Genomic DNA, 16,701 nt, shown 5'->3' with positions numbered 1-16,701 from the left:
GCGGTGGAATAGCTCATCTCGGCCATGCGTCCGCCGCGGGGCGAAGCGAGGCCCGAGTTCACGACGCAGCCGTAGTCGGGCTTGATGACGAGGTGGACGTCGCGCCCGTCCTGCTTGACGAGGTTGTACATCGAGGGCGTGTACCACGCCTCGCTCTCGGCGTATTGTTGTTGAGAAAGGTCGACGCCAAAAACGTTTTCCTCCGGCGCGGTGCCGCCCTGCCGGTTCGCAGGCCAACTATAGGCATGATAGCCGCAGCCGACGATGCAGTAATGGCAGACGACGTTGTGGCGCACCGCGTCCGCGGGCGGGATCGGCAGGCGGTCGATCTGTCGCTTGTAGGCCATGGTCCCCTCCCTCAGAGCACGTTCGAGACGCGGCCGTAGAGCAACTCGTCCACGCCCTCGCCAAAGATGTCGCCGTTCTCGTCCACGCGCAGCGTGAATTGCGGCAGGTTCTGCGTCGCCTGGCCCCAGACCTGCTGGCCGCCCTTCTCGACGTCGAAGCGGGAGTAGTGGCCGGGGCAGTTCAGCGTCCGGTCGTCGGCATTGTAGTTCATGTAGAAGCCCTTGTGCGGGCAGATCACCGAGAACCCGACAACGTCGCCGTCCGGGCCCGCACCGCCCTCGACCCGCTGTCCGAGCTTCAGCAGCACGCCGGGGCTGTCATCGTCGGGATAGGCGATGTCGAGCGGCTCGTTCTCGTTGAGGTCGGCAATGTTGGCGAGCCGGTTCGACGGGTAATCGACGCGGGCAAGCGCCGTCTGCGCATGCACAGGCTGCGGCATAAACGACGTGGCCGCTGCGCCGGCGCCGGCGACAAGGCCACCGCGCAGGAATTGGCGTCGACCGACGTCGACCAGACGGCTGCATTTCATGATTAGTTCCTCCCTGTTGCTTAGGTTATCAGTTTTCGGGCAAGGCGTCGACAATGCTGGCTGTGCTTCGACATCAAAAAAAATAGCGCGCCCCACACCCGATCCTCTGGAAAATTCCACTTGTATCGCCGACCGCCGATCCATATGTATCGATCATCAACGATACATAGGCTTGTGAGATGCTGGATCGAAACACCGTGGCGCCGACTCCTTCAATCGAGGCGGACCAGATCGCCTCGATTGCCAAGGCGCTGGCGCATCCGGCCCGCGTCAGGATCATCACCTTCCTGCTCTCGAAGCCCGGCTGCATTGGCGGGGACATTGTGGATCAGGTTGGGCTCGCGCAATCGACGGTTTCCGAACATCTGCGGATCCTGAAGGACGCCGGGATCGTGACGGGCGCCATCGACTATCCCCGTATCTGCTACTCGCTCGACCCTTCGGCGCTCGTGCCGATCCGGGATCTGATCGAGGCCATCGCCGCGCGCACGCCGGAAGGCGAAGCGCCGTGTTGCTACACCCCACAAGGCTGCGTTCCGAAGGAGATCGCGAAATGACCACCCTGACCGTCTATGACCCCGCCATGTGCTGCTCGACCGGCATCTGTGGCACCGATGTGGACCAGAAGCTTGTCGATCTGGCCGCAGACCTGGACTGGCTGAAGGCGCAGGGCGTGATTGTCCGCCGCTTCGGGCTCAGCCGTGAACCTGCCGAATTTGCCGCGAACGAAACCATTCGCCAGATCATGCAGGACAGCGAAGGCGACGATCTTCCGGCCTTCCTGGTCGATGGCGCGCTCAAGGCCAAGGCGCACTATCCCTCCCGCGCCGAACTCGCCGAATGGGCCGGACTTGCCGCGCTCGAACTCGAGATCACCGAACAGGTGCGCGAGTTGATCGCGCTCGGCGCGGCCATTGCCGCCAGCTGCGAGCCCTGTCTGAAATACCACACCAAGAAGGCGCAGGAGGTCGGGCTGACGGACGCGCAGATGCGCGAGGCCATCGCGGTGGGCCGCATGGTCAAGGAAGCCTCGGCCAAGAACATCCAAGCCCTGGCGGAGAAGCTGATCCCGGAACCGGCCAAGGCCTCGTCCTGCTGCGGTTCGCCGAAGGCCGAGCCGGCCGCGGCTACGGGGTGCTGCGGCGGCAGCACGAAATCGGCGCCCGTCAAGGAAAAGGCCGGAAGCTGCTGCTGAAGCAGTTGGTAGGCTGATCCATCGCAAGGCACGTCGCCGTCATTGCGGCGACACTGCAAGAAATACCGACCGTCCATCATGGGCGGCGAAAGGAGAATTCATGTTCAACGACCTGCCCAAATTCGTATTCCTCACCGGCAAGGGCGGCGTGGGCAAGACCTCGCTCGCCTGCGCCACAGCGGTCGGTCTTGCCGATGAAGGCAGGCGGGTGCTCCTCGTTTCGACTGACCCGGCATCGAACGTCGGCCAGGTGTTTGGAGTCGAGATCGGCAATCACATCACGCCAATCGCGGCCGTGCCGGGGCTCGACGCGCTGGAGATCGACCCGGAGGCGGCGGCGGCCGAGTATCGCGACCGCATCGTCGGGCCGATGCGCGGCGTACTGCCGGAGAAAGCCCTGAAGGGCGTCGAGGAACAACTCTCGGGCGCCTGCACCACCGAGATCGCCGCCTTCGATGAGTTCACGGCCCTTCTGACCGATGATGCGGTGACGGGGGCCTACGATCACATCATCTTCGACACTGCCCCGACCGGCCATACCATCCGCCTGTTGAAGCTCCCCGGCGCCTGGAGCGGGTTTCTGGAAACAGGTGGCGATGCCTCCTGCCTTGGCCCGCTGGCGGGGTTGGAGAAACAGCGCGCCCGTTATGCGGCGGCGGTGGCCAGCCTGTCGGATGCGACCCGCACCCGGCTGATCCTGGTGGCCCGTCCCCGCACCAGTTCATTGGCCGAGGCCGCTCGGACGTCGCGCGAACTGGCCGAGATCGGCATCGGCAACCAGCATCTGGCGATCAACGGGCTTATGCCCGAGGCGGACATGAACGATGCGCTGGCCGCCAGCCTGATCGCGCGCGACCAGGCGGCGCTGGCTGGGATGGATGCGGCCCTTGCGGCTTTGCCGCAAGCGCGTTTCGCGCTGCGCCCCGAGAACCTCGTCGGCATTGATGCTCTGCGCCGCATGGGCGCGCCGGTCGATCTGGCAGCTGCCAAGGCTCGCAAGACCGACACCGATCTGCCGCCACTTGCCGCGTTGGTCGACGGCATCGAGGCCGCCGGCAAAGGGCTGGTGATGACCATGGGCAAGGGCGGGGTCGGCAAGACGACCATCGCCGCGGCTGTTGCGGTCGAGCTGGCGGCGCGCGGGCACGAGGTGCTTCTGACCACTACCGATCCCGCCGCGCACCTGACCGAGACGCTGGCGGGCGACGTGCCGCACCTGACCGTCAGCCGCATCGACCCGCAGACCGAGACGCAAGCCTACCGTGACCATATCCTGGCGACCAAGGGCGGCAGCCTCGACGCGCAAGGCCGCGCGATGCTCGAGGAGGACCTGCGCTCGCCCTGTACCGAGGAGATCGCGGTGTTCCAGGCGTTCTCGCGCGTGATCCGCGAGGCCGGGCGCAAGTTTGTCGTCATGGACACCGCGCCCACCGGCCATACGCTGTTGCTACTGGATGCAACGGGTTCCTATCACCGGGACGTGTTGCGGCACGCGGGCGAGAACGCGGCGCGGATGACCACGCCGATGATGCGGCTGCAGGACCCCGCGCAGACGAAGATCCTGATCGTCACGCTGCCCGAGACCACGCCGGTTCTGGAAGCCGCCCGATTGCAGGACGACCTGCGCCGTGCGGGGATCGAGCCCTGGGGCTGGGTCGTCAACGCGAGCCTCGCCGCGACCGGAACCACTCACCCGATCCTCGCCGCCCGCGCCGCAACCGAGGCGCCAGAGATCGCATCGGTCCGCGACAGCCTGGCGACCCGCCACGCCGTGGTGCCGATGCAGGCCGAAGACCCGGTGGGCGCCGAACGCCTGCGCGCACTTACCAGCCGCGAGCCGGCGCTGGCGTAACTTCAAGGGAAGACTTCATTCATGTCCGCATTCGAACGTTATCTCTCGATCTGGGTCGCGCTGGCGATCATCGCCGGCTTGGCGCTAGGTCAGATCGCGCCGGGGCTGGTGAGCTTTCTCGCCAGCCTCGAATACGGCTCGGTCAACTTCGTCGTGGCGATCCTGATCTGGGCCATGGTCTACCCGATGATGGTGGCTGTCGACTTCCGGGCGCTGTCGAAGGTGCACGAACGCCCCAAGGGGCTCATCATCACGCTGGCGGTGAACTGGCTGGTAAAGCCCTTCACCATGGCCGCCCTGGGCGTGCTGTTCTTCGACTGGATCTTCGCCCCCTTCATCGAGCCCGGTACATCGGGCCAGTACATCGCGGGGCTGATCCTGCTGGGGGCCGCGCCCTGCACGGCGATGGTCTTCGTCTGGTCGCAACTGACCAAGGGCGACCCGAACTACACGCTGGCGCAGGTCTCGCTCAACGACGCGATCATGGTGTTTGCCTATGCACCCATCGTGGCGCTGCTTCTGGGCGTGACCGACATCACCGTGCCGTGGGAGACGCTGGTGCTGTCGGTGGGGCTCTATGTCGTGATCCCGCTGGCGGCGGGCATCGTGACGCGGACACTCATGACCCGCAGCGCGCCCAACCCGGCAGCGGCCGAGGCGGCGGTGGGCGCGTTCACGGCCAAGATCAAGCCCTTCTCCATCGTCGGCCTGCTGGCGACGGTGGTGCTCTTGTTCGGGTTCCAGGGCGAGGTCATCCTCTCGCAGCCGCTGGTCATCGGGCTGATCGCGATCCCGCTGCTGATCCAGTCCTACGGCATCTTTGCAATCTCCTACTGGGCGGCGAAGGCCTGGCGCGTCCCGCATAATGTCGCCGCCCCCTGCGCGATGATCGGCACGTCGAACTTCTTCGAGCTGGCTGTCGCGGTCGCCATCGGGCTCTTCGGTCTCAATTCCATCGCCGCACTGGTCACCGTGGTGGGCGTGCTGGTCGAGGTCCCGGTGATGCTGTCGCTGGTCTGGTTCGCCAACCGCACCACGCACTGGTTCCCGGCAGAGGAGACCGCGATCCGCGCACACAAGACAAGGGAGCAAAACTGATGTTTCGTACCGCATTGATTTCACTCGATCACTCGGCCGCCCAGGGGCCGCTTCTCGACTGTCTGACCGATTTGCGCGACCTGGGGGTCACGCGCGTTTTCCTGATCCATGTGGTCAAGGTGGGTTACGGCCAGGGAGCCGAATACGGCAACAAGGCTGCGCTCGAGGAATGGCTATCGGACCGCGCCGCACCGCTACGCGCAGCGGGGCTGGAGGTCGAGATCGACATCCGCGCCGCTGGCGAGGTGGCGAAGGACATCCTGCAGGCTGCCTCCGAGTACGGCGCCGACCTGATCGTTATCGGGTCGCGCGGTCAGAACATGGTCCGCGGCCTGTTCCTCGGCTCGGTTGCGCGTGAGGTCCTTCGGCAGAGCCACCTCCCGGTCCGGCTGGAATGGATCGAGGCCACCGGCAAGGATGGCGAAGCGGCTTGCGAGCGGGCCTGTCACGCCGGGCTGAAGCGGGTGCTGCTGGCCACCGATTTTTCGCCTCAGGCCCGTGCCGCAGAAGATGCGGTAGCGCTGTTGGCCCCCCGCGCTGGCGTCGTCGACCTGCTCCATGTCGTCAGTCCGGATGAGGCTGCCCGCTACGCGCGCTGGCCGGTGATGGCGCGCGCCGCACTCGACAACATCGCCCACGAGATTGCGGCGGCGGGTGGAACGTCCGAGGTTCAACTGGCCGAGGGCAAACCTTCGGAAGAGATCGCCCGGGCCGCCGCCGAGCGTGACGCCGATCTGATCGTCGTCGGCAAGCACGGACAGGGCTGGGTCGAAAGCATGGTGATCGGCTCCACTGCCGCCAGTCTTTGCGAAATCGCGCGTCGGCCCGTGCTGATGGTGCCACTCAAGAACAACGAGGTCTGATCCCATGCGTATCCTGTTTCTCTGCGTCGCCAATTCCGCCCGCAGCCAGATGGCCGAAGGGCTGGCGCGCGCGATGCTGCCCGGCACGATCGAAGTCGCCAGCGCAGGCTCGGCACCGGGCCAGTTGAATCCGCTAGCCGTCAAGGCCCTGTCCGAGGCGGGCATCGACATCTCCGGGCACAGGTCAAAACCGCTCGAAGACGTCTCCCCCGGGTCCGCCGACATGATCGTGACGCTCTGCGCCGAAGAGGTCTGCCCCTACGTCCCCGGTCCCGTTCGGCGGCTGCACTGGCCCATCGCCGATCCCGCTGCGACGAACGACATCGCCGCCTTCCGGACCGCGCGCGACCAGATCAAGGCCCGCATCGAGGTTCTCGCCAGCCTGCTGGACCTGCTCGAAGGACCGAAGGGGACCGAGTTCCACGCCAGCCTGCGCGTACGCGACCTGGCCGAGAGCACCCGGTTCTACGGCTGGCTTCTGAACACCTGGCCCAAGGAATGGACGCATCGCTACGCGACCTTCATCCGACCCGACCTGGGCCTGAACTTCGTTCTGGTTGTGTCCGACGGCAAGGATCTGCACCACGACACGCTCTACCACCTCGGGATCGCCCTGCCGGACAAGGCGGCCGTGGTGGACGCCTATCACCGCGCGGTTGCGTTCGGAGCGCATGTCGAAAAGCCGCCGCGCACGACCTGGAAGGGCACGCCGCTGCACGAGCTTTGGCTGACCGATCCCGACGGCACGCTGATCGAGATCTATGCCCGCCTGACAACCGAGGAACTGGCGCAGATGCCCGCCGATCAGGCCCCGGAATACCTTGTTTCCGGCACCGCACCTGCCGCCTGAAAGGATATGTCATGCTCGAATACCGCGTCTTTGCCCGCCGCATCGACAGTCACGGTTCTGAAGCAACAACCAAGCAAGCCCGGATCGTGCTGGACACCGACATGGCCGGGCGGGCGGATGCGTTCAACCCGGCCGAGATGCTGCTGGCGAGCCTTGCCGCCTGCATCCTGAAGGGGACCGAGCGGGTGATCCCGATGCTCAAGTTCGAGCTGCGCGGGGTCGAGGTCAGCTTGCACGGGGTCAGGCAGGACAGCCCGCCGAAGATGATCCGCATCGACTACGAGATCGTGGTGGACACCGACGAGACCGACGCGCGTCTCGCCCTGCTGCACAAGAACCTTCAGAAATACGGCACCATCTACAACACCCTGGCCGGCGCGACGGACCTGTCCGGCACGATCCGCCGGAAGGATTGATCCCATGCCTCACGATCACGCCCATGCCGCGCCCAAGGACCTTGGCCCCGCCTTCCGCCTCGCCGTCGGGCTGAACGTCGGCTATGTGATCGTCGAGGCCACGGCCGGTTTCCTGACCGGCTCGCTGGCGCTTCTGGCCGACGCCGCGCACAATCTGACCGATGTCGCGGGATTGCTGGTTGCCTGGGGAGCTGCGGTGCTGGCCAAGCGCGCGGGCACGCAGGTCCATACCTGGGGGCTGGGGCGCGCGACGATCATGGCGGCGATGTTCAACGCCATCGCGATCATCGTCGGCGTCGGCGCGGTGATCTGGGAGGCCTCGCGCCGCTTTGGCACGCCGGTCGAGGTGCCGGGCGGCACGATCCTGTGGGTGGCGCTGATCGGGATCGTCGTCAACACTGGATCGGCGCTATTGTTCATGCGGTCGCAAAAGGACGACCTGAACGCCAAGGGGGCGTTCCTGCACATGGCGGCCGATGCGGCGGTGTCGGGTGCGGTGGTGCTGGCCGCCATCGCGATCATCCTGACCGGCAAGACATGGATCGACCCGGCCGTGGCCATCGCGGTCAGCCTGCTGATCGCCGTCACGGCGGCGGGGCTGTTCCGCGCATCGCTGCATCTCAGCCTCGACGGCGTGCCGGACGGCATCGATCGGCAGGCGGTGGCCACCTGGATCGGCGACCGCCCGGGGGTGAGCAACGTGCACGACCTGCACATCTGGGCAATTTCGACGACGCGGACAGCGCTGGCGGCGCATGTGGTCTGGCAAGGACCTGACGCGGACGCATTCATTGATCAGGTGACCGACGACCTCGAGCATGCGTTCGGGATCGGCCATGTCACCCTGCAACTCGAAACCACGCCCTGCGAGCGGGCGGGTGTCTGTCTGGCGACATGAGGTCGCCATGCCGGGATTGAACCCATGAAACGCTCGAGTCCCCATCTCCTCAAACGAAAGTCGATCTGATGCGCGCGGTCACCCTTCACCCCGAGACACACCTTGTTTCCCGCATCGGCTGGCTGCGGGCGGCCGTCCTGGGGGCCAATGACGGCATCGTGTCCACCGCCAGCCTGATCGTCGGTGTCGCTGCGGCGTCGGCCGCGACCTCCGAAGTGCTGGTGGCGGGCATCGCCGGGCTGGTCGCGGGCGCCATGTCGATGGCGGCGGGCGAGTATGTCTCGGTCAGTTCGCAATCGGACACCGAGGGCGCCGATCTTGCCCGTGAACGCACTGAATTGGCCACTCAGCCCGAGTTCGAACTGGACGAGCTGGCACAGATCTATGTCGCCCGCGGGGTCGAACCGGACCTTGCCCGGCAGGTCGCGGCGCAGATGACGGCGAAGGACGCGCTCGGCACGCATCTGCGCGACGAGTTGGGAATATCCGAGGTGACGACAGCACGCCCGATCCAGGCGGCGCTGACCTCGGCGCTCACCTTCGCCGTCGGCGCCGCCATGCCGCTGACGATGGTTGTGGTCTCGCCTGCCGATCTGCTGGTCTGGACAGTCACCATCGCCTCGCTCCTGTTTCTGGCGCTTCTGGGGGCGATCGGCGCCCGGGCTGGTGGCGCGCCCGTCTGGCGCGCGACGCTGCGGGTGACCTTCTGGGGGGCGCTCGCCATGGCGCTGACCGCCGGGATCGGCGCGCTTGTGGGAACCGCAGTCTAGGGCGCCACAGAGAGAAATTTCAACCGGTTGTCCTGCGGGGCCGCCAACCTCAGGAGGCTTTCATGCCCAAGACCGTGCTTCATCTCTTTCATGCCGACCCGGCCTCGATCCAAACCGTGCCCGCGCTCGCCGAGCGGATCCGCAGCACACCGGACGCTTCGCTGGAGGTCTATGTCTTCGGTCCGGCGGAACGGATGCTGGCCGACGCCGCGCAGGCCGATTTCAATGCACAGATCGACGCTCTGGTGAAGGCGGGTGTGACGGTGACGACCTGCATCGGCATTGCCCAGCAGATCGGCGCCGAGGCCGCTTTTCGCGCCCGCAATCTGGCATTGGAATCGGCGGCACTTGCCTTTCCGCGCTTCGCCGCCGAAGGCGCGAGCGTGATCAGCTTCTGATGCCGTCCCTCGATCTCTGTCCATGTGCGGACAAGGTCGGGCCTTCGTCTCGGTCTCTGCGGGAGGGGGCAGGCAATGTGTGAGCTTCTCGGGCTATCCAGCAATCTGCCCGCCACGCTGAGCCTCTCGCTCGAGCGTTTGGCAGAACATGGTGGACCTCCAAGCTCGATCCGCGACGGTTGGGGTATAGCCTACTATGACGGCGCCGATGTCCGGCTGATCAAGGACGCGGGGCCCGCCAATGACAGCGACTGGCTACAGTTTGTCGCCCGTCACGATCTGCGCAGCCACATCGTCATGGCGCATATTCGCAAGGCCACGATGGGCGGGCCCTCCTATCGCAATGCGCAGCCCTTTCTCCGCGAGATGGCCGGTCGAATGCATAGCTTTGCGCATAATGGCTGGCTGCCCGGCATTTTCGGGACCACCGATTTCCGGTCACGCCGCTTTTCACCCGTGGGCGAAACGGATTCGGAGCAGGCCTTTTGTGCCCTGCTCGAACGGCTGGGGGAAATCTGGGTCGAGCCGGGTGCAATCCCGCCGCTTGAGGATCGGCTGGATATCGTCACCGCCTTCGCAGCGGAACTGCGCCGCCTGGGCCCGGCGAACTTTCTCTATTCGGACGGCGACGCGCTGTTCACCCATGGCGACCGGCGCAAGTCGCAAGTTTCTGGGCTGGTTGCGGCCCCCGGTCTTGTGTTCTTCGAGCGCGATTGCCCACCGACAGGTGCCACCGTTGTCGCCAATGGACTGTCCGTGATCGCAACAGGTCAGGCGATAGCTCTGGTGGCCAGCGTTCCCCTGAGCGCTGAGCCTTGGCAGCCCATGGCAGAAGGCGAGGTCATCGTTTTTCAGGCGGGGCGGATCGCGGGGAGGCGCGGCGGCCGCAATGCATAAAGGCTGCGAGTGGGGCGGCCCGGATGTTTCCGATCCTTCCCAGACCCTATGTGCAAGAACGGGCTACCTGCACGCGCGCGCCTGCTCCCGCATGACGCTGTAGTCTGCGAGCATTTCAGCGATGGCGGACCCCTCTCTCTGCATCCCAAGTTCCTCGGCCGCGCGGGCCTCGACCTCACGACCGTACTCCACGACCGGAGGACAGGTCACAGGCCTGCCCGTCTCAGAACCGACCGTCGCGCAGCCGCTCAGCAAGATCGTCGCGATCGCGAGGACGGCGAGCGGCCGCCTCCAGCATCCGGCGTTGGACATCATTGGCTTTCTCCGTCGTCTGAAGGCGTTCAGCGAGGCGTCCAGCTCGCTCGCCGGAACGCCGAAGCGCGAGCAGGAACAGGAGCACGGCGAGGATGATGGCGCCGTAGCGCAGCGCCGACCGCACCCACGGGCTGGCGGCGAACCCGGTGAGCAAACCAGCAATCACCGCCGCCCCCGCTTCCAGTCGTCGATCCGCGCGTAGATCGTGACCGCGATCCCGCCGAGAGCCACGGCGATGAACACCCACCGCAGCGTGTCGAGATACGGCACGAGCGGCAGGATGGCGGATTGGGTCTCGGCCAGGACGCTCTGCGCCACCTCGACGCCTGCCGCGCCCAGTGTCGCAACTCCGGCCGCGCCGCCGCCTTTCATGGTGCGGCTGTCCGCCAACACTTCGCGAGCGGGCGAGGTCTCGGTTGCAAATGCAGTCGCCCGGACCGGGAACCGCTCACCCCACTGCCGTGCCGGGCCCAGATCGACATGCATGAATCCCGAGCGCGGATAGAAGCCGAAGCCGAGGAACCCGACCTCGCGCGCCGCCGCCTCGAAGGCTAACGGGTCGTGGTTCGCCATTGCGATGTCGAATGCGGCGCCGTCGAGGTGTTTCGACCGGGTCGCGCCGCCGACGGCGCGGTTGTGCTCGGGGCTGCGATAGGCCGAGCGAACGATCAGCGGCTTGCCAAGCCGGTCGCGCAGAGCCTGCAGCTTGTCGAGCGCGGGTTCGTTGATCAGCAGCTTTCCAGTGCCCCGGCAGGCGATCTCGGCTGGGGAGAAGTTAGGCCAGCGCCAGATCTCCTCAGGCACGTAGCGCCAGTGGCGGTGGAAAGTCGTGGTCATGGGGATCCTCCGGAAACGAAAAAACCCGCATCGAGGGCGGGTCATTGCGGGTTGATGAAAGGGTATGGGGCGCGGCTATGGGCTGCCGCCGAAGATCTTGAGCTTGATCGCGATGCCAGCGAGCAGCGCCAGCATGACGCCGGTGGTGATCATGCGGACGGCGGTCTGCATCGCGGTGCGGCGCACCAGCCGGATGCAATCCACCAGCGAGCGCAGATCGCGGATGTCGAGGGCGGCCTCGTCGCCATCGAGGCCGACATCGGCGAGCGCGCGCTTCGCGCCTTCCTCGGCGGCGCGCGTCAGGATCGCCTCGAACTCGGCGTCGGGCATGCGCACGAAGCCCTCGGATCGGGGTGGGTTCATCGGTTCCTCCCTCCGCCGCTCAGCCGATCTTGCAGCCCCAGAAGGACGTGTGATCGGCGGCGAAATAGCCGTCCGCGACCCGGAAATACCCCTGCAGCTCGACGGTATCGCCCGCAGTCAGCGGGACCAGGGTCTGCAGCCAGATGGCAGTGGCAAGCGAGACATGGGTGGCGGAGATTTCGCCGAGGGAGCCGCGGATTTCGGTCGTGCCGTTCAGGACGAGCCGCCCGCGCATGCGGGCGGTGGCGCTGGCGTTGATCTTGTACAGCAGAGTCGCGCCGAAGAGGTAGGTGCCGTCCACGGGGGCGACGAAGTGGTTGTTCACGGCGTCGAAGGCGCCCTGATCGTTGTAGTCGGTGTTGTTAAGGCCGATCTTGGTCCAGGTGCCGACGCCGACGTAGTTGTCGTAGTTCGTGTAAGCCTTGAACCGCGGCAGCCGGGGCTGATCGACAATGCCGGTGGCGTTGTCGACGCTCAGCCCGTCGAAGAAGGTGCTGCCGTCGGCGGAGACCGCGAGCCGGAAGCGGTCCGACCCGAACAGCCCCACCAGCGCCTTGGTCACGAAGCCGGTCTGGAGGGTCAAACCGAGATCGTCGCCGGCCGCCTCCTTGTTCATGGTGTAGAACAGGTCGCCGGTGCCGCCCTCGGCCACGGTCCTCGCCGTCCAGAGCGCGGCGTTGAGCTTGGCCGAGAACGGGTTCGATGCATCCGCCGTGGTGCCAACCCCGAGGAGCGCCATGTTCTGCAGCGCCGCCGGTGTGGTCCCGAGCCAGCCCGCGCCATCGTAGACCAGCAGCAGGCCCTCGTCCTCGACCCATGCGCGCCAGCCGATCCGCGGGGGAAGTCGCAGCCAGGCGCCATCGGTCCAGAGCGCGACGTTCAGGTCCCATCCGGACCATTCGCCCGTCGCGCCCGAGGCGACGATGTAGCGATCGCCATCGGCGGGACTGCCGGGCGGCGCTGTCAGATCGCGGTCGAGCACGGAGAGCTGCACGAGCCCGTCGAGCAGCCGCAGCGCCTCGTTGTGGGTGACGTGCTTCTGGGCCTGCGCCGCCAGGATGTAGGGCAGCAGGAGATGGGTCGTGGCGTCGGACATGGGATGGCCTTCAGAGTATCAGCGTGAGGGTCTTGGGCGCGCCCCGCCCGACGAGGGCGGAGAGCTGGTAGATGCGGCTGTCGAGCGTGTCACCGGGGCCGAGCGGCGCGCCCCAATCGGCGGTCTGGTCTACGGCGGTGTAGACCGCGCTGGTGGTGGCGGTGCTCAGCACCCGCTTAACGGTCGCGCCATCAAGGATCTCGACCTCGTAGGCTTCGAGCTCTTCTCCGAGCGGCACTTCTAGCCCGCCCCAGCTGTCGGCCGCGAGAGCTCGGGACCGGCGCGTCCAGCGGATCGTCAGATCGCCGGGCGTGCGCGGCCTGCGCCACGGCTGCTCGACATGGGCGCCGGAGAACGGCCGCAGCCCGACGCCCGCGGGCGTGAAGGATTGCGCCACATAGGTCTCGTCGCTGACGGGGCGGCTCGCCGGACCGATGCGCCAGTTCCACGGCAATCCGAGATCGGCCTCGGCAATCGGCAGGGACGCCAGCGACGCGTCCAGCACCACGACAAGAGCGCCAGCGGGCGCCGGATTGCCCATCGCGCCCTCGGTGCCGCGCTGGCCGCGCAGGAGCCGGGTCAGCCGGTATCGACCCGGCGCCAGCAGCTCGGCCGCGCCCGCCTGCACGATCTCCCAGGTGCCGGGCGCGCTCTCGATAGCCAGCGCATTGGCGCCGCCCAACAGCGTCAGGTCGGTGACGCTCTCCAGCGTGCCGGTGAGCAGATCGACCACAAGCGCATTGCCGTGGTCGAAGCGTGAGGTGGGGCCCGGATAGAAGTCCGAGACCAGCGCTCCGATCCGGGCGCGGCTGCCGAACGTGGTCAGCAACTCGAACCCGTCCGTCGAGGGGCTGCGGAACACCGCCATCTCGCCCGGCCAGGGAAGAGCGTGCGCCGCGACAAACGGTCGATGCGCGGGCTGGTCCTCGGTCAGCTGCGGCAGGTCCATCAGCACCGCGTCCGGCGCGCCGAACACCACGGCCCGCGTCAGCGACGCCGCGCGGGGATCGCCGGGCGGCAGATCGTAAGTCGCACGGTCCTGCCGCACCGCCTCGATGCCGCGCGCTGCCGCGTCGGCGATGGAGACGAGCCGCAGATCGACCAGACGCCCGTCATGCGCGAGCCGGATCGCATCGGCCGGATCGAACGCGAGGCGCGAGGGTGGCAAACGGAACGCCGCCGTCTCGCGGCCCACCCACGCCTCCATCAGCGCGCGGCGGCAGCGCCTCTCGGCCTCCTCGGGCGGCACCGCCATTGGAAAGGACTCGGACGCGATCCGGGTCGTGTCCACGGTGATGCGCCGGGCCTCGACGAGGGCCGCGTCGTAATCCTCGTCGGCGCGGGCGACCTGCCATTTCAGGGCCTGCGGCAGTTCGGTCTCCTGGCCGCGCGTCAGTTCCAGCACATCGCCCTCGCGGGTGGCCACCAGATCGTCGGGCGCGAGGGTGGCGACGGAGGCCCGGCCGCGCATGACAAAGCGGATCCCCCCCTCTGTCTCGACGGCGTCGAAGCCGAAATGCCGCGACAGCGTTGTGATCGAGGCGCGTGGGCTTTCCAGCGCCGTGATGGCGTAGCCTTCGACCGCGCCCCAGAGGCCGGTGACGTCGATCCGGGACTCGGGCAGCCCGGCGCGCAGGCAGAGGTGCCGCACGAGCGCCGCCAGCGACACCGCGCCAAGCCGTCCGGTCAGCCAGTGCCCCAGCCGCCAGTTCGCCCCGTCCGTCCAGACATCGGTCAGCGCCGGAAAGAACGGGTACGGCCGCGCGTCCCAGGTCCAGGCGGCGCATTCCGGCACATGCACCATCCGGCCGCCGTAGACCGATGACACCGGGTTGTTCGCCGGGACGCCCCACCAGAGGTACGTCGCCTCGAGATAGGCGCGCTGGATCGCGTCGTCGCGCCAGCCCCGCGAGAAATGCGGCGTGAAGCTCTCGGACGACTTCGGGTCGAAGAAGACGTTCGGCTGGTTCGTGCCCCGGTCGATGGCGGGACAGCCGAGCTCGGTGAACCAGATCGGCTTCGACTCCGGCGCCCACGCCGTCAGCGTGCCGCTCTCCACCCCGCCCGGGCGGTCGTAATGCGCGTTCGACCACCAGGCGCGAAGATCCTTGTAGCGGAAAACCCATGGCTTGCCCGCCGCGCCATCGCTGATCGGGGTGCGCACCTGTGCCACCCGATCAGCCGCACTGGCATAGAACCAGTCGAAGCCTTCCCCGCCCGCAATGTTCCCCTGCAGATAGGCCCGGTCGTAGATCGCAGGCCAGCCCGCCTGCGCATCCGCGTGCTCGAACCCGTCGCGCCAGTCCGACAGCGGCATGTAATTGTCGATGCCGACGAAATCGATCTCCGGGTCCGCCCAGAGCGGATCGAGGTGGAAGAACACGTCGCCCGAGCCGTCGCCCGGCTGGTGCCCGAAGTATTCCGACCAGTCGGCGGCGTAGCCGATCTTCGTCCCGGCCCCGAGAATGGACCGCACATCGGCAAGGAGGTCCCGATAGCCCTGCACCGCCGGATAGGTGGCCGCGCCCGAGCGGACCGTCGTCAGCCCCGGCATCTCGGTGCCGATCAGGAAGGCATCGACCCCGCCCGCCGCCGCGCAGAGATGGGCATAGTGCAGCACCATGCGGCGCAGGCCCCAGTCGCCGGGCGTGCCTGTCCACGAAACCGATTGACCCGCCACGCTGAAGCTCGCAGGTGTCGCCGCGCCAAACAGCGCCGCGACCTGGCTTGCGGCCGTGGCAGTCTTGTCGACCGATCCCGCGTAGCCTGCCGCTGGAGAACAGGTGATCCGGCCCCGCCAGGGGAAAGCGGGCTGGCCGGTCTCGGCGGCGTTGTCGGAATAGGGGTTCGGCAGGGTGTTGCCGGGCGGCACGTCCATCAGGATGAATGGGTAGAATGTCACGCGCAGCCCGCGCGCCTTCATCTCCTGGATCGCCTGCACCACGGCGAAGTCGGACGGCGTGCCGCCATAGACCGGGCGGTCCTGGTCGTCGCGGCTGACCAGGAAGGCGTTGGCACGGCTCACGCCGTTCACCGACCAACTGGCGGGCGTGGTCGACTTGGCCGAGACCTCGACGCCCGGCCGCACCTTGCAGGAGCCCGCGCGCAGGTCGTCGCCGAACCAGGCCACGACGAGGCTGACGCTCTCGACCGCAGGCGCCATCGCTTGCAGCCGGTCGAGCGCCTCCACCATGTCGGTGGAGTCGGCCAGCGCGTTCAGGTTCTCGGGCATCGTCGCGCCGCCATCGGTCTTGCGGATGGCCTGCGTGGCATATGTGAACTCGCCCGAGGCCGGGATCATGGTGACGGCGCGGGTCAGCCCCTCGGCGGTGTCGGGATCGGCGAGCGGCCGGAAGACTTCGAAGGACAGCTGCGGCAGGCGGTTGCCGTAGGTCGAAAGCGCCAGTTCCTCGAAGACGACATAGGCGGTGCCGCGATAGGCGGGCGTGTTGGCCGCCTCCATCTTCGCCGCAATGAACGGATCGGCCGACTGCGCCTCGTCGCCGGGATACCAGCGCCAGGTGACGCCGGAGAGGTCCATCGGCTTGCCGTCGGCCCAGATCCGGCCAATGCCGGTGATCGGGCCTTCACACAAGGCCACCGCGAAGCTGGCGTAGTACAGATACTCGGTGGTCTTGACCTTGCCGCCCCCGCCGCCCTTGCCGCCGCCCTGCGTCGTGGTCTTCGTCTCCTCGCGGAAATCGGTCGCCCAGATGATGTTGCCGCCCATCCGCATCCGGCCATAGAGCCGCGGGATCACCGCGCCCTCGGTGGCCGAGGTGATGCGCAGCGTGTCGAGCCGCGCGCCCTCGATGCGCTGGGTCGGCGCCAGCGACGAGATGATCCAGCTGTCGACGACCGAGCCGATGCTCGAGCCGATGAAGCCGCCGATGGTCGCGGCGCTCACGCCGAGGATCGCCCCGCCGATCGAACCGCCGATGGCGGCGCCGGCTGCACCGAGAACAAGCGTTGCCAT

The 16,701-nt window shown here is 67.2% G+C and carries 17 protein-coding genes and 1 pseudogene; 11 read left to right on the top strand and 7 right to left on the bottom strand.

Annotation, left to right across the window (positions count from 1 at the left end; translation table 11 throughout):
- Together VGD93_RS12875 and VGD93_RS12870 are read right to left on the bottom strand one after the other, a co-directional pair.
- Positions 1-347: pseudogene (locus tag VGD93_RS12875) on the bottom strand (arsenite oxidase large subunit); the annotation flags it as partial.
- A gap of 11 nt (positions 348-358) precedes the next feature.
- Positions 359-877 carry an arsenate reductase (azurin) small subunit gene (locus tag VGD93_RS12870; RefSeq protein WP_395012557.1) on the bottom strand — a complete coding sequence of 173 codons (519 nt, stop codon included), beginning with the start codon at positions 875-877 and terminating at the stop codon, positions 359-361.
- A gap of 179 nt (positions 878-1,056) precedes the next feature.
- On the opposite strand from VGD93_RS12870, the gene VGD93_RS12865 reads away from it, so the two are divergent.
- The 11 genes from VGD93_RS12865 (at position 1,057) to VGD93_RS12815 (ending at position 10,114) form a co-directional block, all read left to right on the top strand.
- Positions 1,057-1,434, top strand: coding sequence for an ArsR/SmtB family transcription factor (locus VGD93_RS12865; RefSeq protein WP_395012556.1), 378 nt, complete (start codon positions 1,057-1,059; stop codon positions 1,432-1,434).
- Positions 1,431-2,072 carry an arsenite efflux transporter metallochaperone ArsD gene (gene arsD / locus VGD93_RS12860; protein WP_395012555.1) on the top strand — a complete coding sequence of 214 codons (642 nt, stop codon included), beginning with the start codon at positions 1,431-1,433 and terminating at the stop codon, positions 2,070-2,072. The genes VGD93_RS12865 and arsD overlap by 4 nt, the downstream gene beginning before the upstream one ends.
- Positions 2,073-2,172: 100 nt before the next feature.
- Positions 2,173-3,924, top strand: coding sequence for an arsenical pump-driving ATPase (gene arsA / locus VGD93_RS12855; RefSeq protein WP_395012554.1), 1,752 nt, complete (start codon positions 2,173-2,175; stop codon positions 3,922-3,924).
- Positions 3,925-3,945: 21 nt separating this feature from the next.
- A complete protein-coding gene (gene arsB, locus VGD93_RS12850) occupies positions 3,946-5,022 on the top strand; it encodes an ACR3 family arsenite efflux transporter (protein WP_395012553.1) in 1,077 nt (358 codons plus the stop codon).
- Positions 5,022-5,885 carry a universal stress protein gene (locus VGD93_RS12845; protein WP_395012552.1) on the top strand — a complete coding sequence of 288 codons (864 nt, stop codon included), beginning with the start codon at positions 5,022-5,024 and terminating at the stop codon, positions 5,883-5,885. The genes arsB and VGD93_RS12845 overlap by 1 nt, the downstream gene beginning before the upstream one ends.
- 4 nt (positions 5,886-5,889) lie before the next feature.
- Complete coding sequence (locus VGD93_RS12840; RefSeq protein WP_395012551.1) at positions 5,890-6,735, top strand: VOC family protein; 846 nt, start codon at positions 5,890-5,892, stop codon at positions 6,733-6,735.
- A gap of 11 nt (positions 6,736-6,746) precedes the next feature.
- On the top strand, positions 6,747-7,151 hold the full coding sequence (locus tag VGD93_RS12835; protein ID WP_395012550.1) for an OsmC family protein: 405 nt from the start codon (positions 6,747-6,749) through the stop codon (positions 7,149-7,151).
- A gap of 4 nt (positions 7,152-7,155) precedes the next feature.
- Positions 7,156-8,049 (top strand): cation diffusion facilitator family transporter, encoded by an 894-nt coding sequence (locus VGD93_RS12830; protein WP_395012549.1) that lies wholly within the window; start codon positions 7,156-7,158, stop codon positions 8,047-8,049.
- Between the two features lie 68 nt (positions 8,050-8,117).
- Positions 8,118-8,819 (top strand): VIT1/CCC1 transporter family protein, encoded by a 702-nt coding sequence (locus tag VGD93_RS12825; protein WP_395012548.1) that lies wholly within the window; start codon positions 8,118-8,120, stop codon positions 8,817-8,819.
- 62 nt (positions 8,820-8,881) lie between these two features.
- Complete coding sequence (locus tag VGD93_RS12820) at positions 8,882-9,217, top strand: hypothetical protein (RefSeq protein ID WP_395012547.1); 336 nt, start codon at positions 8,882-8,884, stop codon at positions 9,215-9,217.
- 75 nt (positions 9,218-9,292) lie between these two features.
- Complete coding sequence (locus tag VGD93_RS12815; RefSeq protein ID WP_395012546.1) at positions 9,293-10,114, top strand: class II glutamine amidotransferase; 822 nt, start codon at positions 9,293-9,295, stop codon at positions 10,112-10,114.
- 223 nt (positions 10,115-10,337) lie between these two features.
- Here VGD93_RS12815 and VGD93_RS12810 read toward each other — a convergent pair whose 3' ends face one another.
- The 5 genes from VGD93_RS12810 to VGD93_RS12790 form a co-directional block, all read right to left on the bottom strand.
- Positions 10,338-10,583, bottom strand: coding sequence for a hypothetical protein (locus VGD93_RS12810; RefSeq protein WP_395012545.1), 246 nt, complete (start codon positions 10,581-10,583; stop codon positions 10,338-10,340).
- Between the two features lie 8 nt (positions 10,584-10,591).
- The gene (locus VGD93_RS12805; protein ID WP_395012544.1) at positions 10,592-11,266 is read right to left on the bottom strand and encodes a YcbK family protein; all 675 of its coding nucleotides are present in this window, start codon (positions 11,264-11,266) and stop codon (positions 10,592-10,594) included.
- A 75-nt stretch (positions 11,267-11,341) separates the two neighbouring features.
- Positions 11,342-11,629 carry a DUF6127 family protein gene (locus VGD93_RS12800; protein ID WP_036708271.1) on the bottom strand — a complete coding sequence of 96 codons (288 nt, stop codon included), beginning with the start codon at positions 11,627-11,629 and terminating at the stop codon, positions 11,342-11,344.
- A gap of 19 nt (positions 11,630-11,648) precedes the next feature.
- Positions 11,649-12,725 carry a DUF2793 domain-containing protein gene (locus tag VGD93_RS12795; RefSeq protein ID WP_395012543.1) on the bottom strand — a complete coding sequence of 359 codons (1,077 nt, stop codon included), beginning with the start codon at positions 12,723-12,725 and terminating at the stop codon, positions 11,649-11,651.
- A 10-nt stretch (positions 12,726-12,735) separates the two neighbouring features.
- Positions 12,736-16,701: a baseplate multidomain protein megatron gene (locus VGD93_RS12790; protein ID WP_422653330.1), complete on the bottom strand. Its 3,966-nt coding sequence runs from the start codon at positions 16,699-16,701 to the stop codon at positions 12,736-12,738.

The sequence above is a fragment of the Devosia sp. genome, from assembly GCF_036406155.1.
Lineage (GTDB): Bacteria > Pseudomonadota > Alphaproteobacteria > Rhizobiales > Devosiaceae > Devosia_A.
Note: the sequence above shows the minus strand (reverse complement) of the source record. Positions and strands in the feature narration are given on the sequence as shown.